The sequence below is a fragment of the Paraburkholderia sp. CI3 genome, assembly GCF_050436505.1.
Taxonomy (GTDB): domain Bacteria; phylum Pseudomonadota; class Gammaproteobacteria; order Burkholderiales; family Burkholderiaceae; genus Paraburkholderia; species Paraburkholderia tuberum.
Window position 1 is genome coordinate 439,985 of the sequence record NZ_JBNDMI010000001.1, and the last position, 18,912, is coordinate 458,896.

At 59.2% G+C, this 18,912-nt stretch carries 19 protein-coding genes; 3 read left to right on the forward strand and 16 right to left on the reverse strand.

The window, feature by feature from the left end:
* Positions 1 to 13: 13 nt before the first annotated feature.
* On the reverse strand, positions 14 to 1,231 hold the full coding sequence (locus OKW29_RS02000) for a hypothetical protein (protein WP_429289780.1): 1,218 nt from the start codon (positions 1,229 to 1,231) through the stop codon (positions 14 to 16).
* Positions 1,228 to 2,055, reverse strand: a complete 828-nt coding sequence (locus tag OKW29_RS02005) for a hypothetical protein (RefSeq protein WP_429289781.1) — start codon at positions 2,053 to 2,055, stop codon at positions 1,228 to 1,230. The genes OKW29_RS02000 and OKW29_RS02005 overlap by 4 nt, the downstream gene beginning before the upstream one ends.
* A 928-nt stretch (positions 2,056 to 2,983) precedes the next feature.
* Between OKW29_RS02005 and OKW29_RS02010 the strand changes: the two genes are divergently transcribed.
* Positions 2,984 to 3,799 (forward strand): hypothetical protein, encoded by an 816-nt coding sequence (locus tag OKW29_RS02010; protein ID WP_429289782.1) that lies wholly within the window; start codon positions 2,984 to 2,986, stop codon positions 3,797 to 3,799.
* 213 nt (positions 3,800 to 4,012) lie between these two features.
* Here the strand turns inward: OKW29_RS02010 and OKW29_RS02015 are convergent, their stop codons facing one another.
* The 9 genes from OKW29_RS02015 to OKW29_RS02055 all read right to left on the reverse strand — a co-directional run bounded on the left by OKW29_RS02015 (position 4,013) and on the right by OKW29_RS02055 (position 9,779).
* A complete protein-coding gene (locus OKW29_RS02015; RefSeq protein WP_429289783.1) occupies positions 4,013 to 4,567 on the reverse strand; it encodes a hypothetical protein in 555 nt (184 codons plus the stop codon).
* Positions 4,568 to 5,160: 593 nt separating this feature from the next.
* Positions 5,161 to 5,430 (reverse strand): hypothetical protein, encoded by a 270-nt coding sequence (locus OKW29_RS02020; RefSeq protein ID WP_429289784.1) that lies wholly within the window; start codon positions 5,428 to 5,430, stop codon positions 5,161 to 5,163.
* A gap of 72 nt (positions 5,431 to 5,502) precedes the next feature.
* Complete coding sequence (locus OKW29_RS02025; protein WP_429289785.1) at positions 5,503 to 5,754, reverse strand: hypothetical protein; 252 nt, start codon at positions 5,752 to 5,754, stop codon at positions 5,503 to 5,505.
* 675 nt (positions 5,755 to 6,429) lie between these two features.
* Complete coding sequence (locus tag OKW29_RS02030) at positions 6,430 to 6,858, reverse strand: hypothetical protein (protein ID WP_429289907.1); 429 nt, start codon at positions 6,856 to 6,858, stop codon at positions 6,430 to 6,432.
* A 154-nt stretch (positions 6,859 to 7,012) separates the two neighbouring features.
* Entirely contained in the window at positions 7,013 to 7,189 is a 177-nt protein-coding gene (locus OKW29_RS02035; protein WP_429289908.1) for a type II toxin-antitoxin system CcdA family antitoxin, read from the reverse strand.
* Complete coding sequence (locus tag OKW29_RS02040) at positions 7,135 to 8,277, reverse strand: helix-turn-helix domain-containing protein (RefSeq protein ID WP_429289786.1); 1,143 nt, start codon at positions 8,275 to 8,277, stop codon at positions 7,135 to 7,137. The genes OKW29_RS02035 and OKW29_RS02040 overlap by 55 nt, the downstream gene beginning before the upstream one ends.
* A gap of 80 nt (positions 8,278 to 8,357) precedes the next feature.
* On the reverse strand, positions 8,358 to 8,882 hold the full coding sequence (locus tag OKW29_RS02045; RefSeq protein ID WP_429289787.1) for a hypothetical protein: 525 nt from the start codon (positions 8,880 to 8,882) through the stop codon (positions 8,358 to 8,360).
* Positions 8,883 to 8,950: 68 nt separating this feature from the next.
* Complete coding sequence (locus OKW29_RS02050; protein WP_429289788.1) at positions 8,951 to 9,202, reverse strand: hypothetical protein; 252 nt, start codon at positions 9,200 to 9,202, stop codon at positions 8,951 to 8,953.
* Between the two features lie 106 nt (positions 9,203 to 9,308).
* Entirely contained in the window at positions 9,309 to 9,779 is a 471-nt protein-coding gene (locus tag OKW29_RS02055; RefSeq protein ID WP_429289789.1) for a hypothetical protein, read from the reverse strand.
* 226 nt (positions 9,780 to 10,005) lie between these two features.
* Here OKW29_RS02055 and OKW29_RS02060 point away from each other — a divergent pair, with 226 nt between their 5' ends.
* Positions 10,006 to 10,407: a helix-turn-helix domain-containing protein gene (locus OKW29_RS02060; protein ID WP_260330703.1), complete on the forward strand. Its 402-nt coding sequence runs from the start codon at positions 10,006 to 10,008 to the stop codon at positions 10,405 to 10,407.
* A 91-nt stretch (positions 10,408 to 10,498) separates the two neighbouring features.
* On the forward strand, positions 10,499 to 11,884 hold the full coding sequence (locus OKW29_RS02065; RefSeq protein ID WP_429289790.1) for a hypothetical protein: 1,386 nt from the start codon (positions 10,499 to 10,501) through the stop codon (positions 11,882 to 11,884).
* Between the two features lie 551 nt (positions 11,885 to 12,435).
* Here OKW29_RS02065 and OKW29_RS02070 read toward each other — a convergent pair.
* The 5 genes from OKW29_RS02070 to OKW29_RS02090 all read right to left on the reverse strand — a co-directional run bounded on the left by OKW29_RS02070 (position 12,436) and on the right by OKW29_RS02090 (position 18,809).
* Positions 12,436 to 13,851, reverse strand: coding sequence for an FAD-dependent oxidoreductase (locus OKW29_RS02070; RefSeq protein ID WP_429289791.1), 1,416 nt, complete (start codon positions 13,849 to 13,851; stop codon positions 12,436 to 12,438).
* Positions 13,851 to 14,207, reverse strand: coding sequence for a (2Fe-2S)-binding protein (locus OKW29_RS02075; RefSeq protein WP_429289792.1), 357 nt, complete (start codon positions 14,205 to 14,207; stop codon positions 13,851 to 13,853). The genes OKW29_RS02070 and OKW29_RS02075 overlap by 1 nt, the downstream gene beginning before the upstream one ends.
* The gene (locus OKW29_RS02080; RefSeq protein ID WP_429289793.1) at positions 14,188 to 15,330 is read right to left on the reverse strand and encodes an NAD(P)/FAD-dependent oxidoreductase; all 1,143 of its coding nucleotides are present in this window, start codon (positions 15,328 to 15,330) and stop codon (positions 14,188 to 14,190) included. Before OKW29_RS02080 ends, OKW29_RS02075 begins: the two co-directional genes overlap by 20 nt.
* A gap of 712 nt (positions 15,331 to 16,042) precedes the next feature.
* On the reverse strand, positions 16,043 to 16,975 hold the full coding sequence (locus OKW29_RS02085; RefSeq protein WP_184072381.1) for a LysR substrate-binding domain-containing protein: 933 nt from the start codon (positions 16,973 to 16,975) through the stop codon (positions 16,043 to 16,045).
* Between the two features lie 463 nt (positions 16,976 to 17,438).
* Positions 17,439 to 18,809 (reverse strand): MmgE/PrpD family protein, encoded by a 1,371-nt coding sequence (locus tag OKW29_RS02090; RefSeq protein ID WP_429289794.1) that lies wholly within the window; start codon positions 18,807 to 18,809, stop codon positions 17,439 to 17,441.
* Positions 18,810 to 18,912 lie beyond the last annotated feature (103 nt).

An 18,912-nucleotide genomic window follows, 5' to 3' on the forward strand; every position in this document is an offset into this window, starting at 1 on the left:
AGAAGGCGGCTTATTACTCCAGATGGCTCGCCGATTCGTCGAGGCCAAAGAATCGATGGAGCGCCCGCGCGATCGGTCGGATGACGCCGGCAATCGACAGAAGCAGCCCGACGGCTCCGATGACGACCGCGAAAACGGTAGTGCCTATCACAATCCATGGCATGCCCTTTAGATGGTCGAATCGCGTCGGCATAATCGAGTGCGCGGTGACACCGTCATGGGTCTTCACCACGATCGCGGCCTCTTTGATCTTGCCTGTCGCAAATACCGCAATCCCGCTCTCCTTGAGTTCGAGCGAGGTGAGTTCGGCATCGACATCACCGATTCGCAAGTCCGTGCCGCGATACAGCACGAGCTCGCTCGCCGTATGGTCGAGAAACTGAAATCCGCCATCAAGCAGTCCTGCATCGACGTCGTTGATATCGGGTGTGCCAAATCCCAATTGATCGACCGACATGCGACCGCCCGACATGCGGTGCCCAATATCCTGCGCGCAGATTGCACGCGCGGGCGGCGAAGCTACGGCCTCGTCCTCTTGAATGGCAGTTGCCGTGGACATTGGCGCGCCGCAGGAGGGCAGCGTAAAGTGCAACGCGACGCTGCTTGCGCCGCCGATCTTCCATTCGAGAACCGGATCTGACGTACTGACGGGAGTTTCACGGCCATCGTCTGTGCGGCCGGTAAGCGCGGCATCGCTGGCCGGCTGCACGGAAAAGGTCACCGGCCGTACGGGCAGAGCGATCACGAAGCCGGCTGGGACCCGCGGATCCGTCTGAATTTCTACGACGTCATTCGGGCCGATTGCGATGGTCAGAATGTCAGAGCTTTCCGGTTTGCGCTCGCTCGTCGCTTTACTCGCGACTGAAGACAGGCTGCGACCCCGGGCGTTCGAGGGGCCAATCGTCGCTCTCCATTCGCGTGCATCGACGTTGATATTGAAGGCTGACGTTGCCCGAAATGCGACGAAAGACGTGGTCGCATGAAGACGAAAGTCCGCCTCACCGGCCGGTAGCGCGAGATATATCGCGACGCCGGTCAGGAGCAGGATCAGACCCGCGACGACGAAACCGAATCTTGCCCAGTGAAGCGGGATCCGACGAGCCATTGCGACGCGTGCGCGCGTCGGTTTGCCCTCGGCTTTGCCTGGTAGCTCACCGGTAGCTTTTGCACCGGTATCACGAAATGCTGGTGCCGCGCTTTGATGATCTGCACCTCGCGAGCGTTCATTCATTTTGTTGCCTTGGGTACCACGATCGTGGCAAGCAACGGCGAAAGACGCCGATGGATTTCGGATTCAAACGCCGTCACGATCAAGTGATATTTCCCCGGCTTCGTCTCCTGCGGTAGGCGGAGTTCCGTGATGATGTCCGCATTTAACCCGCCATCGGCGGTAAGCGTGACGGTTGTGCCATCGTCCGATTTCATCAACGCGACAACGTTTTCGGCCGGCACACCGCTTCGAACGAACAAGGCGACGTGATGATCATCCGTATTGGATGATAAGGAACGCACGGGCCAGTACGTGGTGTCGGCTGTATCTGCGCATCGGTTTGAACACGCCGCTACTGCAAGCGTGGAAAGGTCGACCGCCCGGTTTGAAGACTGTTTGACGGCGTTTCGCAATACGCCGGTCGGCCAGTCGATCGGTTGACCCAGCGGAACCACTTCTTCGTCCATCTGATATCGACCGGCGGAGGTGGCACTCAAAGCCCGGATATAAACCGGCCCGGACGCGTCGCCGATCGCTTCTATTTTCAGAGGTGTGTCGCTCTGCACGTCGATCGACAGGTTTCCCGAGTGATATCCGATCAACGAGATGCCATCGGTGAGCCCCACGAAGTTCTTGAGTTCCCCCTCGCATCGCTCACCTCGAATGCTATAGCCACCCCTCCCCGACACGGCCGCGTGAGTGTCCGCGAGGCATCGCGTTTCGGCGGTGGCGACCTGCGCGATCGACTGCACAGACACGCGATCGTTAACAGGATGGCCGACGGAAGGTGCTGACGGGGACTCATCATTGCCCTCGCGCTCAAATGGGGGACGAGTGAAAGCCATCCGGGGTCTATGTCACGAGGCGAAGCACAAGTCTGTTGGGCGGCGCACCCGATAGAGAGACAGAGCGCCAAAACAGCGGCAAGCAAAGCGTAAGTGCTTGATTATAGACCCCCGGTGGCGGGAATCCCAGGGCCGTAGCTGGCAGCGGCACCCGTTTGCGGCCCTAGAAACCGAACACATTGCGGACTTTCGCTGGCGCCACGATTATCGTCTAATGGGTGGTAAGAGATCGGACGAATCATCTCAGGAAAGGCCGTTGTGGCTTGCGACCGGCCATTGTGGGTCCCACGAGGAATGGCAGCTCGGGGTCGAAAGTACGCGTTCGTTGAACTCGGTAGCGGCTGTTCGCCGCCGCTCCTCGATGAACGACCGGCGAGCAGCTGTAAGCAGGCACGTCCGCGTCGACAGACGAACGACAGCTGTGGCCGAAAAGGAGCGCGCGCTTGTGACAATCGGATAGCCGGATGCGTGGCGGAACCGTAGCCTGAACGACCGGCCACCGACGTATGTGAACGGCGGTTCGCGGCCGATCGTACGCGCTCAGTCGGCTTCGCTGCGAGTCGGAACGTTCGCTCATCGCAGCGACGGCTTTGTGCTGTCATGGTTTAACGCCTGCAACTTGCAGTGAACCGTCAGTTGCTTCCTTCACGAGAGACTGACAGAAAGAACCATTCGACCGCAAGCCCAGACTTCGTCCGTTCGGCTCTGAACATTGCCGGGCGAACCGAGACGCGGACGCTGGTTTCGGCCGCCCGTTCCAGTCAGGCGTAGGAACTCAATTGACCATTTTCCGGATATATCCTATGCGACCGTTGACGTCGAAACATCGACGTACGGCAGCAACCCCTAGTTGAAAATGCACTGTATCACCTATGCTGTTTTAAGCAAATCGCTGCAGGTGTGCCAGAGAAACCAATGGGAGATCAAAATGAGAGAAAATACGCGACACGGTGCTGTCAAATCCAAAAGCAAGGAGCATTTCAGTCGCCATCCCATATTTGTTACGATAGTTGGATTCATCCTGACAGGTCTGCTGGGGACGATGCTGACGTTCAAATATAACAGCCTCAGCACAGAGAAAGAACACGCCATTGCACGAATATCTAGCAGGCGACAAAGTGTGATTGAGAACTACAAAGCGCTCCTCGAGTTTCCCGGGGCGGCGACTCATCTTTTAAATGAGTTAGTCAATGACAGTCCGCGCGAAATGCTTCTCAATTCATTTAAACTCTATCAGGAGTCGGCTGCGCACGCGTATTCTGCTATTCCGGGATCTTCATTTTTGATTTACCAAGCGGGTCCGATCGATTCAAGCGGGCATACACGTTACGACCGAAAATCCGATCCTGTTGTTGTTTCGATAAATAGAATTGTTAACGAACGTCTACTACCATTATTGCAGTATTCCGACGCGTGTATCACGACGCGGTTTGCTTACTGGGGTAAACACGGACAAGATGCCGGCTTAAATGATTGCGGCGACGAGATAATCACGCACACCACCTATCCCAATATGCCGAGAACGTTGACAAGTCGCATCCAGGCGTATGCCAACTGTGCGAATACATTTGCTTCGGTGCTATTGGAACTTGGAACAGACCCAGACGAGGAGCTTTATCGCAATGATATCGTCAATGTGGAGATCCTAAAAATAATAGATCAAGACAGCCAGTACTGCCCCTCTCTTGGTACGCCAGTTCCGCCTCATAGTTATTCTCCTTTGGTACAACCTGGTTCGCAATAGTGCGAACGCGAACCCGAACCCGAACCCGAACCCGAACCCGAACTCGATCACGAACTCGAATTCGCCTGGTCGTGAGCTGTTAAGACATGAAGCGACCGGCTGAGGGGTGGCTCCCGGATACCCGCCTTTTCTGGCGCGCTAAGCCGCAGCGCTCGCTACAGAATGGAAGCGGACCAGAGGGTGACGTTGGGTACCGCTTCTAAGACGTGACATTCAAGTGCCCCGCAAGGCATCCACGATTGGCTGCCATCGATTTAGGAAAGGCGTGAACCGCCTGGTGTCGTTCTTGTAGGAGCCGTCGCAAACCTGTCCCAGTTCTTCTTTGCTTAGATTTCGTGTTTCCCAGCACTCCTTCTGCCGAGTCACCCAGAAGTAGCTCTGTATTGTCTCCTTGTTCGGCGCGATGCGCTTGAACCGGCGCGCGAGTTCCTTAGGTTCGGTGATGACAAAGTCATAACTTCTGCTAGTGAACTCGCAGAGGACGAGTACCCAGTAGTCGGCCGTACTTCGAGCGATCTTCTCCGGGTCGATGGTCCACCAGCCGCCGGACTTAATCACATCGGTGGCATATCGATTCCGTCCAGTGGCCAGGTGGTCTTTTGAGAACTTGATCTGCAATGAGACTGCCATGCGATGAGCTTTGTCTGTCACGAGCAAATCCACGCCTTCATCTTTCGAGGGAATCCAAACTCTTAGATCGGGAAAGCGCTGTTCGATGTAGTCTCCAACGATGTATTCGCCCGCATGGATAGTAAAAAGTGGTCGCATTCGGATGCCTAGCGTTGTTGTCGGGCCCAGTGCCGCGGCAGGCGCGGCGCCCCGCGAGGGGGAGCATCATCTGCCATGGCGCCTCGGCGCACGCGAAGGGTTGGTTTTTCATGAAGCCGGAGCAGCAAGTTGTCGTGGCCACGCGGAAGCTGCATAGTATTGCCGAATTCCCTAGCGGTGTGATCTCAGACGTCCGCTGCTGCGAGGCGCAAGCTTCTGGTTTGGGGTCGCCTGCCGCCGCTCCAGCTGGAGGGACGCTGCCGTTCAAACTGCTCGCGCCTGCGACGTCAGCAATGCTGACCATAGCCGCCGGTGGCAGATGGTTGCGCCAGCGGCCGCTATGGCCGAGCTGCTGCCTCTGAGGCGCCGTCATGAACGACCGGTCCATCTTGTTACCTGCGCTTGAACTCCCAACGTCGCACCGGCGGCGATGCGGTCGACGAGACTCGTTCAGCGATAAGGCTAACCTGTTCAACCGAAGGTAACGAGCCGCCTGAGTGTCGCGACGGTGAGTTCGGGATGCCCCGTGAGAAACGGCAATCCATGATCGGCAGTCTGAGCGACGCGCGGAGCCGCATGGGGCGGTAAGCCCTCTAGTCGCGCTCGTGAAATTCCCCGGGATTCATCCTGTCGACAGATACCGGCGCATTGGGTCGGGGCACGACGCCCTTCAGGGCTTGCATTGAGCCATCCGGTGCGGACGGCGGATCGACGCGAAGCCAACGCCCCAGCGTATCGCGGACACACTGCTGGCAAAGGTCAAGGCTCACATGGGCGCCGTCGCCGAAAATCGAGCCAAAGCCGCCACGCCAATCGAGCGACATCTTTTCGTACCACTCCCACTGATCGTCAACCGGCGTCATGCGCCGGCCGCAGCGGTCGCATGTGCATGCCGCGACCTCCTGCACCGTCCTGTCCCGGTATTCGCGCATGACCTATCCTTTTCCCCAGTCCGAATTTTCCCAGTCCGGCGGCACGAGACCAAGCTGCTTCGCAGTGTCGACCGGCAGGCGCAACAGCACCGTGCCCGGGCCGCGCTCCATGTTGCCGAGCATCGTGACCTCAGCGGCTACTCCGTTGAGCTCGAGATACACGACGTCCTCCGGCTCAAAAATCTCGGTGTAGAGATCCCAGCCGGGCTGATCACCCTCTTTCGCCTGGTACCTGATGTGGTTCCTGGTACTCATGAATCCCTGTCCCTTTTGCGAGCGTTTAGCCGATGCCCTGATTGTCGGCGGCCAATCGCTGCAGATACTGGATGCGGTCCGCGGCGTCACTGACAGCCGCCTCTCATTTCACTGTTCATCATGCGATCCCGGTTGGCCAGAAATGTTCGCGAGGTGCTCCGGCATTATCCCTTCTTCCCGATGGAGCAGCCGATCTGAATGCGGCCATGACAGACTCGAGTCGATAACCGCAATATGCTCCAGGGAGCGCCATTGTCGCAATCTCCAATGCCCGGCGTATAGGGTGTATGGCGAGAAGCAGGTTGGCCGAGCGGCCGTGCTGCCTGACGCTTATAAAATTTACAGCGCATTCCAGAACGCCATCATCGCTCATCACTGACCGTGCACCGCACTCGGGTTCCGGAGAGCCTTTCACTACGGGACAATCGATTCCGTTGCTGCAATGGCGGTACAGGAATGGGAGCGAGAGAACGGTGCGTGAGAACTGTCAGGCATCCTGCGGGCAAAATACCCGCTCATCTTCGACGTCAACCCGACAGTCGCTGATGATCTGGATACCGTCCCAACGGTTTTCTCCCTGTGGGGTTTCGAGTGCGGCGACGGCTGGTTCGATCTGATCGACATGTTGTGCGCGAGGCTGCAACTTGCTATAAAGCACGGCGCACCGCTCTGGCATCAGCGCTGGCCGTTGAGAAAGTCGAACCAGTCGTGCGCGAAAGCACAGCCGTGGTCAGGAATGCCCGAACCGGCCAGCTTCCTGTCGAAGTACGTTCTGGCAGGCTCGGGAATCTCATCCAGACGCACGTAACGGTAGCCTGCGTCATTCACGTGAACCGTCACCTGCGGTGGCGCGGGTCGCGGTGGCAGGGCTTCGCGGCCCTGATTCAGCGCAGCGGCGACACAGCGCGCAACGAGATCCCATACGCTGCCCGCCCATCTCGGATAGCCGCGCACCGTGGCCCGCTCGCCGACCTGCCGGAGCACCGCATCGTCCAGGGCCACCCTGTAGTCCGCGAGTGCGCCGCCACTCACGCGCGCGATGTCCGCCGTCGCGATGATCCGCTTTCCGTCTTCCCGTCCACCGGGCAGCAATTCAATGGTGATTCGAAGCTTTCGCCTTTCCTTGTGATCTTGTCATCCGGTGCCGCAGTTGCGCGGACGCGCATCGCGTCGAGGTCCCGAACCTGCGCTGCGATCGCCTGTGCCCCCGGCAAATGCCTCCGTCCGGGTGGACCGCCGCGACGGCAGCATTGCCCCGTCAGGACTTCCTGTACCCGTCGAGGAGAAGCCCCTGCTGCGCCACGCAAGCGTTGTCGCTTTCGATGGCTGGCGCGTTCTCCTTCCGCCATACCCCGCCCTGCCGGGCCGGCGCGAGGCTGGCTACGCCCCTTGCGCCACTTGCGACCTGTTGAAGGCCGGTCGCGTGCCTTCGCAGACGACGTCCGCGGCCAGCGAAGCGTTCGCCGCTTTCGCCGGCCTGCGGGTGCCGGCCATCGCCATGCCAGGATCCGCACCGGTGATCCGCCTGGACAGTATTTCGCCAGCGAATGCCGCAGCGTGCTCCATGGACAGCGAAGGCCCCAACAGGTCACGCATGCGGCCATCAGAAACGGCGGTCGTGAACGAAAAGCCCGCCGCGCCCACCGCCAGCATGTCATCCAGCACCGGAATCCTGAAGGCGAACCCGGCTGCGCGCGCGACCATGCGCGCGACGGTCTGGCGTGCGTGCGACGGATCGATCCCGTATGAGACGGCCACGTCGACCAGTGGCCAGCGATGCGCGCCCACTCCATAGCGGTGGGCCAGCACGTCGGCATCGCGCGCGGCCTTTGCATCCAGCGGCTGCTCCGGTCCGAGCAGATTGCGTCCGCGGGTGGCGAGGCACGCCGCGACGCGATGGATGGCAGCCTCGAGCGTTTCAGTGCCAATCGTCACGCGCCAGCGGCCATCGCCTACCCCGGGATGCGACGCCGGCGGCGCCAGCAGTTGCCCGGGCGCGAGCAGCAGGGCGCGCTCCCAGGCGCGAAGGCGCACCACGGTGAGCGCCCTCGGGAACGTCCCCTTTTCCCACCGCAACAGCGTGGGACGGGACACATGGCAGGCGCGCGCCACCTCCGCGACGGACAGGCCGAGTTCACTGCGCAGCCGCCGCGCGTGAGGGCCGATTTCCCGGCACCGGGACGGGGGAATGCGCGTCTCGCGATCGCCCTCTCCTTCGCGGGCGACGGCATCCGCTGCATTGAACTCGGGGTCCGGCAACGGTTGCGCTTCAGGACCGAGCAGCCATCCCGGCGGCACCTGTAGGGCCGCTTCCAGCGCGTTCACGGTGGCGGGTGCGACGGTGTGGGGCAACCGCCCCTTCTCCCAGTGCACCAGGGCCGGTTTCGCCACCCCCGCCCTGACCGCGAGATCGTCCTGGGTCATCGCTGACGCCTTGCGTCGGGTCCGCAGGCGCTGTGCTATCCGCGGTACATCGGATCGTGGAATCCACACACGCATCCCGGCCATCCTGATCCCCTTCATGAGGTTGTTTCTGTTTGAGCGAAGAAATGCGTCCGCACGTCCGGAAACCGGACGAGGGCCCGGCCGGCAGCCGCCCGGCTTCAACCGGTGCACGCATAGGCATTGGCGCGCGCGTCATGCAGCGCATGGTGCTCGCCGCCATGGCGCGCGTAGTAGGCGGCGCGCCGCTCCGGGTTGCGCGTGCCGGCGATGTTCCCGAGCCGCCAGCCACGCGGCAGCGGGCCGCCCAGCAGGAACCGCAACAGGGCCAGGTCCGTCTCGTAGTCGTAGCACAGCACCGGCCCGGAGTCGCCCGGCACCGCCACGAGCCATGCGCGCAGTGCCTCGCGCAGCCCGTCAAACGGCATCGCGCGCCCCTCGGACTGGCCGAGCTGCGGCAGTACCACGGCGCGGACAAAGTCGCTGCACAGCGCCGGATCGAAATCGGTCCGCTCGCCGTAGAACTCGTACCCGTTCTCGCCCACGAGGGCGAGACTGAGCAGCTGGCACTGCCGGAAGTCGGTGAATTCCGTGTCGAGGAAATACCGGTTGTTCCAGCCGGCCTGCGGCTCGGGTTCAGCCGGCAGTGGCCACCGCATGGCGCCGTGAAAGTGTGTATCCGTCATGTCCGCTACTTCGTCATTTTGCCGTCGGCTCGCCCCGTGTCATCCAACGCGAACCCGCCCGGGGCTGATCAGGGTTTGTCGCCGTCTTCCCTGCGCGCGTCTGACTCAGCCCGCACCTCCGGCACCGACACCATGCGGTGTTCGCGCGCGCCGCGGATCCGCCGCAGCGGCCCGGCGAGCACCGTCACGGGTGCGGGAAACGGGATCGGGACGGCCCCGGTCACGTCGTCGCGGGTCGCACGCACGAAGCGCCACAGCCGCGCGCGCAGCGCTTCGGAGGTTTCGTCTGGAAGCTCGATCGCCCGCTTGCGTCTGCTCATGTCGATCCCTTCTTGAAGCCGCAGCCGATGCGCCGGTGGTGCGCTGGCCGCGATAAGTAGCGGATTATCACCCCACCTCCGGATGTGCATCCACTGCCAGCCCCGGTCAGCGACGGGCGACGGCTGGCGCCTTCGCCCGCCATAACCGCCTGCCGCGCGCAGGGCGCGTCGCCAGCGCGTACGGCACGGAGAACGTGCGTCCTGCCGACGTCGTGAACCGGGTCACCGTCACCAGTCGCTCGCCCTGGCTGTACTGTTCGGGCTCGGTTGCCCTCACCCGGATCTCGCTCAGCGGTTCGAGCGTCCACTGGTCGACCTCCCGTGCCAGCTTCGTGCTCAGCACGGCCGCGTCGCGCAGCACGACATCCCCGCCCGCGAACTGGTCAAGCGACTGCGCGCTTCCGGTCAGGTCCATCATCACAATCGTCGGCACGGCCCGCGAACCCCGCGGCGAGACCCGGAGGATCAGTACATCCCGCGGCATCAATTGCGCGATCACCCCCCACACCCCTGCGCCCTCAGGCTCAAACGGCACTGCCGACGAAGGCAAACGGTTCTTTTCACTTGTCACAAACATTCAACCACAACCTCAAACGCTTTCGCGATAAATCAACCACCTGATGCCGACGTGCGCTTTCTTCGGGAGCACCATCGCTTCGCGCACGTCCGCCGACATCAAAAAAATCACACATCCTTACTGGATAAGGACTTCGCCCACATACCAACCATCTAATTCCCAGTGTACTGGGAAGACAAATTATAGCGCCGATTGGACAGTACTCCCATTTCACTGGGAGAGAAATTTGGAGTTGGCCGAAGTCTTTGGCGCCCTTCTGCGCGAGCGCCGTATTCACGCCGAGCTAACGCAGGAACAGCTCGCCTTCGAGGCCAATATACGTCGCAACTACGTCAGCATGCTGGAACTCGGCCAGCACCAGCCAACGCTGACGATGCTGTTCGCACTGGCAACCGCTTTGAAATGCTCGCCCGCCGAGCTACTCGCCGAGGTAGAACGGAAGCTGAAAAAAGCTCGTCGGTCCAAGAAAAAAACACCGACTGCTATCAAGACGCGCGTGAACGTTCCCGCCGCTCAGAAGAACGCACCAAAGGTCGCCAGGAAGCCGACAAAAGCTTCCAGCAAACAGGTGCCTACCGGTTCAAAAACAGTCAGATCAAATCGGCGTGCACGAGGAGAAATGACGTGAGCTGCTGACGAAATTACGGACGCGTGATGTCATCATTGCCTCGCCTATAATCCGGAAGTCAAACATCAGCGACCGCACGGAGCCCCACTTTATGAGTCAAACCCGCGGACGATATGCGGGAGTTCGGGACAGCCCGCAACGTCAGCCCCGTCACGTGAAAAAATCTCCAGCCAACCGGCAGGGGCAACCGTACGCGAAAGCGCCGCCTCGATACTCCGCACAAACCGCTTCGATTTTCAAAACACGTTCCTTCCAGTTCCTCGTCGATGCTGTGGGTGCTGAGAACATCGCGTTAGGACTTCAATCCAGCATGACGCGAGTGGCTGAACTGACAAAAGGTGAACGGTTCACGCCCGAGACCGCATTTCACATGGAAACCACGCTTGGGCTACCGCACGGCTTCTTTGACCAGCCCCGTCCGGTTCTCTCGGTCGAAACCATAGCGCGCCTGAAGTCGCCGCTTGATTTCGCGAGTCTGGATGATGAGCGGGAAATCGTGACTGAAGAATCCAACACGGTGCTTGCACCGGACGGCGGCCAACCATCATCTACTGAAGATAACCTGTCCAAGGAAACGGAAATGCCGAAGAAAGCAACTGGCGGGTCGCCGGGGAACGCCAGGAGCAGTAGACGCGAAACGACCCTGCAGCTCGACGCCGCTGTACCGCACAAAGCTTCGCGATCGAAACAGAAAGCAGCGTCTGAAGCAATCCAGCAGCAACCGCTGGCGCTGGAAGACGAGGCCACGGTCGCAAAAGTTCGACGGGATAACCTCCACGTTCTCACGGGTCGCAACGGATCGAAAGCAAGGTTGGGTGTGGTGATGTCCATGAGCGGATCGAACATGGCCCATCGACTTTATGGCAAGAAGCGCATGGACAGTGTTGAAGCAAACCGTTTCACTGAGCGGCTTGGCCTGCCCGCTGGCTGGCTGGATACGCCGCGATCCGAAGCGGAGATTCCGGAATCGGTGTCGCGTTTGCTGACCCCTGCTTCGCGCGGTCGCGAGCCTGTTGAACGACAGGAGCCGCTCGCCAACGCATCCAGCGAAAGCCTGCGGGAAAAGGCGGCAGATGCGAAGGCAAAGGTGCGCGGCCCACGCCCGCGCACGGGTGTCGCGAGCGCTCTGGAAAGCGCCTCACCTGTTTCCGCAGATACCGTAGAAGCGAACGGGATGAGTGTCAGCCAGCGAAATCATTCAGGCGATGCCTCCGACGAGCCAGCCGGTCGCAATGCCGCCAACAGCGATAGTGGGCTACCGTCCGTCCCAGCGGCAAAAAGTGAGCCGCCGCCAGTCGCCGCGACGTCGCAGCGAGATCCGGCGACGCAACCCGCTTCCGCGACAAGCCTGGACAATCTTCACGGCATCGCACCAATCGCCGAAGCATTGATCAAGACGCTGGCAGGTAAGGCACGGACGGGTCGACTGGACGAATTGAAGGCGCTGGAACTTTTGCAGCAGGCAGTTCACTTGTAAGTCGATGGTGCGTGCGCCGTGCTGCAAAGGCAACGGGGCTGTGCCGATCATGTCAGACACCTGGTAGTACAAGCAGGCGGCACCGCCGATCTGGATGTCCGTTAATGAGACACTTTCTCCTTGATCCGGAGTCGTACAACCAGCCAGAAATCCACGCCGGACAACAGCGATCGGCAAAGCCGCATCTGGCTTGTACAACTGGACGAAGAACCATCATGCTCACATCAATCTTTCAGGAGATTCGTTATGAATGATCCCGGAGAACTATTGGGCCGCTATTAGTGCCCGTCGGGGAATAACAGCAAGCCCTCCCCATCAGATCATAAACGCGAAAGCTTGATGGAATGATTGCTTGCGGCTCACGTCCAATGTGCGACATTACGGCAACTTCGACGACGAGCGCCGTGTGCAGCGGCGCACGCTTCTCAGAAAAGAAGGAAATCCGATTAGTCTCGCGACATGCTCCACCTTTCCGGGACCTGAAACATCCGCACCCACACTCTCTTATTGCCATGCCGTGAGCTCCGAGGCATGCCCACACGCCCTCACGACTACTCTTCAAGTGCACTGAGCTCCGCGAGCGTTATCGGCTTTAGTGGGGGCCGCACGCGTTGGAAACCAACCGCAGCAACGGAGCGACATTGCGCAGATGCAAGCAAATTAGCAACGGTGTAGCCGCATTGACGACCCTGACACGGGCCCATGCCCGCGCGCGTGAACGCCTTTAGCTGGTTCGGACCCGGCTGGCCGAGCTGCGCGGCCAGCCGTACATCGCCAGCGGTTACCTCTTCGCAGCGACAGACAATCGTCTCATCGGGCGGCGTGAAAATCTCCGTACGCGGCCGATAGATCGAATCAAGCAGAGGCCGCATCGCCAGCTCATGTCCGAGCCGCCGATGCAGCGGCGCTGCAAGCTCGCTTGCGCGCTCGACTGAGAGTGCGCCCGAGGAAAGCGCGACGCCGGTAGCAGCAAGTTCACCGCGTGTGCACGCGGCTTTCGCGCCTCCGATGCCGGCGCCGTCGCCTGCGACATAGAGACCAGTCATGCTGGTTTCACCCCACGTATCAACTTCGGGCTCAAAGCAAAGTTGTGCTTCGTTCCATCGATGGCTGCATCCCATCGCCTGAGTGAAGTGGATAGACGGCACGACGCCTTCATGAACCAGAAGAATGTCGGCAGCCACATCGCCCGACAGCCCGTTCTCGGTGCGATAGACAATCTGTTCAAGACGGCCGATACCGAAAGCGCGAAGGCTACTGACGTTTCGAACAATGGGGAACCCCCTCCCGCGCAATCTTGCCGACCACAGTAGCCCCTTAAGGAGATCATGCCAGCCGTCAACTGCACCACGTAGAGTCGGAAGGCCCCGACGGAGGGCGCCGCGGGGAGTCGTGTCAAGCCAACCTGCAATCCTACCGCCGGCGTCGAGCAGCTGGGTCATGTAGAGCAGTGGCAATGGACCACTACCGGCTATCCAGACGGGTTGATCGGGTATCTGGTGAGCGCTTTTATGCAGAATCTGCGCGGCGCCGACTGTCATTACACCCGGAAGCGTCCAACCTGGGAAAGGCATGGGCCGTTCCTGTGCGCCCGTCGCTAGTAACACATGGCGCGCGCGAATACTTTCGGCGCCATCCGCGCGGCTCAAAAAGACAATCCACTCCGCGGAACCGGCGGGTTTCCCTGGGCTGGGCGCTCGCTCGATCTGCCATACACGGGTCTCCGGCAGGTAGTGCGCACCGCATTCGCGAAAGTTCTGTACCACTGCCGCGCCTGCGCTGTACGCAGCGCCTAACCCTTGATGAACACCACGTCGGACGTTTTCTTCGATGGCGCGCCATATCTGACCGCCCGGTGCTGGCTGTTCGTCTACGAGGATCGTGGTCATTCCAAGACGAGCAGAACGTATTGCGGCGCTCATGCCGGCAGGTCCTGCACCTACAATCAGAATATCGAACGTTCGCATCACAAATGCACCTCACCACTAGGAAGATCGCCACCACCGTCTTCTGACTCAGCGATCGCCTCACTGAGATTGCGGCGACCGTGTTGGCGTTGGATGCGCATCCCGTCGCGCACGATCGTCAGACAGGTCTGCGTGGACGCTACACCATCGACGACAGCAAGGCATTCGAAGCACACACCCATCATGCAAAAAGGTCCGCGTGGACTGCCGCTTCGCGGCGTGGTGCGAGCGACGGGGTTGTCCTCGCGCACGAGGACTGCCGCCACGGATTCGCCTCGCTCGGCGTTCACACGCCTGCCGTCGATCGATACCGTGACCACGGCGTCCTCGGCGGGACTAGATAACTTGCGAAACATCAAAGCGCCTATGATGGAAGAACTCGAAGTTTTCTGGCAGTACGTTGCGCGCGAGAGCATCCGCAACTGGTCCAGCATGAACCGCCGCGAGGGTGATGCCGGAATGACAGAGCGCGATCCAAGCACCAGGATACGTTGAAGATTGTGCGTACACAGGATGCCCGTCCGGGGTGATGATGCGCAGACATGCCCAATGCCTAACAAGGCGAGCCATAGCAAGGTCCGGCAAAATTCGTAGGGCTCGCTTTGTCATCTTGGCGGCGGTGAAGGTAGTAGTACCGAGATCCATACCGACTTCCTCATGACTTACACCTATCATTACTGTACCGTCGCGAGTCTGGCGAATGCCGCTAGCGGGGAGGCGCAGAATTGGGTCGAGCCGTTCAGTGACCAGCAGCTGGCCACGCTGGGGACGCAACGGGACGTCGAGCGCCACCATTGCCCCCAGGGCTGTGGAACCAAGCCCGGCCGCAATGATCAACTGTCCCGTTTCGAAACAACGCGGACCTGTCGAGGTTTGCACATGAACACGAAAACTACCGTCAGGACATGGCTCAATCTTCGACACCGTGTGATTGCCAGCTAGAGTGCCGCCACGTAACTCAATGGCTTGCTGCAGCGCCCGCAACAGCTTAAGCGGATTGCAATGGCCATCGGCAACGCCAATTCCAGCCCCCACCACTTCCCGCCCGAGCCGTGTACCAGGCAGCAGCCTTTCTAATACCGATCGATCGATCATGCGCGAACACGGGTCGATTTTCGGGCTTTGCGCATTCCAGCTCGCGAGGAATTCGGCTTCCTCTTCAAAATCCGCTTCACTTAGGCAAAAGCGCAAGCAGCCATCGTTTTCATACTCGACATCAATGCCAGTTTCATCGTGCAGCGCTGTTGCGAAAACGGACCAAAGTGCGACGCTCTCGCGTGACAGCTGCTGGTAGCGGGGCGCGCCATATCCCTTCCCGTATGCGCCGACAAGACCGAAATTCGCTTTCGACGCGCGCGGGTCGCAATCACCCCCGTCGAGCACAAGCGCACGCTTGCCTCGCCCCAGCATCCCGTGCGCCAATGCGCAGCCGACAACACCGCCGCCAACTATGATGACGTCATGGTTTTCGCGTATCAAGCCCGCCTCTTTTCCTGAATGATTTGGGTTAACTCTATGATCGTCGCAGCAAGGCGTCAAAGTCGAATTTCAAGTACGAGGTATTCTCAGCGGTTATGGTCCAAAACGCGGGCGCCCCCCGGTAGGCGATAGAACTCCACGAAAAAACGGCGAGCGATTTCTCGAGCAACGCTCGCTCACCAGATTCTTCAACGAGGCGGTAGCCATCGCTGAGCGCACGAGCCGACTCTCAGGCAAACAAACCAGCGCGGACGACACGCTAAACCACGCGTGCCCATGGAATTACGAGAATAGAGTGCGACGACCGCTTCCATCACGACAACAATCTCGGCAGCACGGGCGCTCACAGAAGCCCCAAACCCAGCAACGAGACGCCACACTCCATGATTGGTCCCAACGCATAATGCAAGCGTACGGCGTTGTATAATTCGCGCCGACCACACTCGACGCTCGAGTACGTCAGCCGCATGACGTTCGAGAAAACTGGTTCGCCGCCCAAGAGGGGCGAGCCGCGCAAATCTCTCAGCTATGGGATTCGCCAAACAGGGGCAAGGTCATGATTCAATCAGCCACTGCCCGGCCGGCGGTCATGTTTGCCAGGTCTGAGCGCCCTCAATCTGTCTTCTCGCGAACGCTTCGTCTTCATGCCCGCATAAGGCATCCCGCACTATTTGGTGAACTCACCAGTACGATGATCAATCTCAGCGTTCTGCTAGGTTTGCTTTGTCGCCGACTCACCGAATATCTCCGTCCACGCCTCTTCCGCAACCTGTTTAGCGCATCGTTCATACTCCTGAACACGCTCGATGTTTTTCGCCAATCTCGCATGACAGAAATGAAAATACTCGGGAATATCGGGCTTGAACCGCCTGATATCCAAGCGACAGCTCATGTCGATGACAGATAGGGGATGCACCAAGGAAATCCCCAGTCCCGCCGAGACGAATTCACACAGAGTGGGCGTAGTTTCGCTTTCTAACACGACGTTGAGGTCGACGCCGTAGGAACGGATAGCGTCATTGAAAGCACTAGTCGTCCGGTTATCTGCCGCATATCCGATAAAAGGGATTCCCTCAATATGCTCGGGGGTGATAAATTCAAGTTGGCTCAGCGGGTGTCCTTTTGGCATGATGCAAACTAACGGGCTCTCCATGATAGGCGTCACCACCGAATTTGGGCTGCTCATCAAGCTCGTTGTGAATCCAACGTCCATCTGACGCGTGGCGACGCGATCCGACACAATGTTGGACGCTCGCATATGGATCGTCGGACGAACGTCTGGACACCGAGAGAGGAACATCATCGTCGCCCGCCTGATGAATGATCCGGATAATTCCGGAAGCACTCCGATAGCAAAGTGACTCATGTCCTTCCGCCGGATGATTGCGATCGCCTCTTCAATTTGTCTTAGACCAGCAAATACTCGATCGACTTCACCGTACAAGCGCATGCCTTGTGCCGTCGCAGTTAGTCGGCCTTTAACTCGTTCGAACAGTAGAAGACCTGTCTCCTCCTCAAGGTGGACTAGCAGTTTGCTCACGGCAGGTTGGGTCACATGAAGAACCTCGGCCGCTCGACTCACCGTGCCTTGCTCGATGAGAGCTTTAAATGCCTCTATCTGCCGTAGTTGAAGTTGTCTTTTCATATGCCGGCTGCTTTTTCTAATGTCATTCCTAGACTAGGAAAATGCTGATTAATGTGCGGCCCGTTCGGCATGCAGAAGAACAGGCATCGAAATTTCCGGATAACGAATCGAATCGGCGCTCATTTCGGTGAATTTGGCTCGTAAACGAGCCTCTTGGTTTCCTTGCGCTTGTCTACGCCGATGTAGCCCGCGTCGCCGATCTGTCCTTTTGAGGCTGTGAAGAACGCTTGTTCCGACGGTCGCAGCGTTTACCCGGCACCGCTGAGCGTCCCTGCTAGCAGTCACTTCCATATGCAACCCATTTTCGGCTCCTTGGATTCCGGGTGGACAATGCAACTCGCTCGCTGTATGCAACGGTAGCCACAGCTTGCGGACGATCCTCAACAAGCGGAGACATTTTTGTCATTTCTTACATCGATGACCGATGAGTTTCCGAACTACGCGGGCTACACAAATACCGTTCTTAAACGAACTGGATCTCCGACAAGCTTTCCGTCAAACCACGCATGTCGCCTCGTCTGGCGTCCGAAATGGCCCCGACCACAATGTTCTGCTGCTCGGGAGTGGCAACGAAACGCGTGGCCTGTCGAAACTTATCCTCGAGTTTATCCCACGGAAGACCGTTATCCTTCGGGAAGGTAACAGGTGAAACAAAGCGCTGATCCCCGCATGTGACCGTGACACGGGCCGGCAGCATGCCGCTTTCCGCATAGATCTTGTCCAGCTCCGGACTTAGCGAAAGCTCCACCTTGTGTGAAAGCGCAGTGACAGAGGGATTGTTTAGGACATCGCCAGTCAGTGGCAACAGAGCCTCGTGACCGTAGTACGCGACCAACGCGAGACAGTATGGATGACTATACTGAACATCCATTATATCTCGAGGTTCTTTCCAGTTCGAAATGCGTAAGGCCGGTCCGTATGTTTCGACCTCAATCCTGTCGATATTTCGACCCACTAACCGATGTTCTTTGATCAGCTCGATTAATGCATCAAGCGCACCGTGTAGATGCCTGCAACAGCAATACGGCTTAAAGCCCGTCGTGCGAATGTACTGGTAGGAACCGAGGTCTAGATCGTTCGGAAAATTGTAGTAACGCGTTGCGTCCAAGATATTGCGGGCGCCGTGAAATCCGTTCTGCGCTGATGCAAGCGACTCCAAGCCGGTCACGACAGCCCACGTGATGCCCTCCTTGACATGGTTTGGCTCGGGATGCGGTTTTCGGGGAGCGGGAGCGCTCGCCAACGACTGATTGGGTGCACTTTCCCCAGCAATCGCCAAAGCGTGGTCAATCACCTCGCGGGAGGACCGGCGAAGCGCCGCAGCCGTTGCGACGACCGCATAAGGCGCCCACGTACCACTACTTCCGTAGGCGCGCGCAGCGCTAATCGCTGTACCCACTTCATAACCGATGACAATCGCATTTAATAGCTCTCCCAAGGTGGCTTTCGTCTCTTTGGCGACGGCAATGGCTGTTGGAATGACGGCAGCTCCAGGATGGCCCCGAGATGCCGGCGTGTCATCGTCGAGATCTAGCGCAGAACCGGCGGCACTGTTTGCCCAAGCAGCTCCAATGACGGAACTGGTCTCTCCCGTGAACCAAATAGGAATGTCGCCAAGAGGTCGCGTTTCGTGAGCCGTCTTTCGGATCGCAACGGCTCCCGCCTGCCCAACTCCAGCGCCAACAGCACTGAGCAGATCCAGGATACATTTGAGTGCGAATTCCAGCGACTCTTCTGGAGCTCGATTTTCCCGCGCCTCCACGATATAAGCGGAAAATTTTTGGACGATCCCGCCTTGGGGATAACGCTCGTCCTCGATTACATTAGTCGTCATAATGCCTCGATAACATCAATTGAACATTTCGAACTTGATAGTTGGCTGCAAGTGACACTTTAATGCGCAACACCGCAATGTCCGCCCACGATCCAGCTTTGCT

Bases quoted from the DNA above. Each gene is read 5' to 3' on its own strand.
- OKW29_RS02010 (WP_429289782.1), top strand. From the start codon at position 2,984: ATGAGAGAAAATACGCGACACGGTGCTGTCAAATCCAAAAGCAAGGAG.
- OKW29_RS02055 (WP_429289789.1), bottom strand. From the start codon at position 9,779: ATGTTTGTGACAAGTGAAAAGAACCGTTTGCCTTCGTCGGCAGTGCCG.
- OKW29_RS02065 (WP_429289790.1), top strand. From the start codon at position 10,499: ATGAGTCAAACCCGCGGACGATATGCGGGAGTTCGGGACAGCCCGCAA.
- OKW29_RS02050 (WP_429289788.1), bottom strand. From the start codon at position 9,202: ATGAGCAGACGCAAGCGGGCGATCGAGCTTCCAGACGAAACCTCCGAA.
- OKW29_RS02045 (WP_429289787.1), bottom strand. From the start codon at position 8,882: ATGACGGATACACACTTTCACGGCGCCATGCGGTGGCCACTGCCGGCT.
- OKW29_RS02070 (WP_429289791.1), bottom strand. From the start codon at position 13,851: ATGCGAACGTTCGATATTCTGATTGTAGGTGCAGGACCTGCCGGCATG.
- OKW29_RS02040 (WP_429289786.1), bottom strand. From the start codon at position 8,277: ATGAAGGGGATCAGGATGGCCGGGATGCGTGTGTGGATTCCACGATCC.
- OKW29_RS02015 (WP_429289783.1), bottom strand. From the start codon at position 4,567: ATGCGACCACTTTTTACTATCCATGCGGGCGAATACATCGTTGGAGAC.
- OKW29_RS02075 (WP_429289792.1), bottom strand. From the start codon at position 14,207: ATGTTTCGCAAGTTATCTAGTCCCGCCGAGGACGCCGTGGTCACGGTA.
- OKW29_RS02090 (WP_429289794.1), bottom strand. From the start codon at position 18,809: ATGACGACTAATGTAATCGAGGACGAGCGTTATCCCCAAGGCGGGATC.
- OKW29_RS02025 (WP_429289785.1), bottom strand. From the start codon at position 5,754: ATGAGTACCAGGAACCACATCAGGTACCAGGCGAAAGAGGGTGATCAG.
- OKW29_RS02005 (WP_429289781.1), bottom strand. From the start codon at position 2,055: ATGGCTTTCACTCGTCCCCCATTTGAGCGCGAGGGCAATGATGAGTCC.
- OKW29_RS02085 (WP_184072381.1), bottom strand. From the start codon at position 16,975: ATGAAAAGACAACTTCAACTACGGCAGATAGAGGCATTTAAAGCTCTC.
- OKW29_RS02000 (WP_429289780.1), bottom strand. From the start codon at position 1,231: ATGAATGAACGCTCGCGAGGTGCAGATCATCAAAGCGCGGCACCAGCA.
- OKW29_RS02020 (WP_429289784.1), bottom strand. From the start codon at position 5,430: ATGACGCCGGTTGACGATCAGTGGGAGTGGTACGAAAAGATGTCGCTC.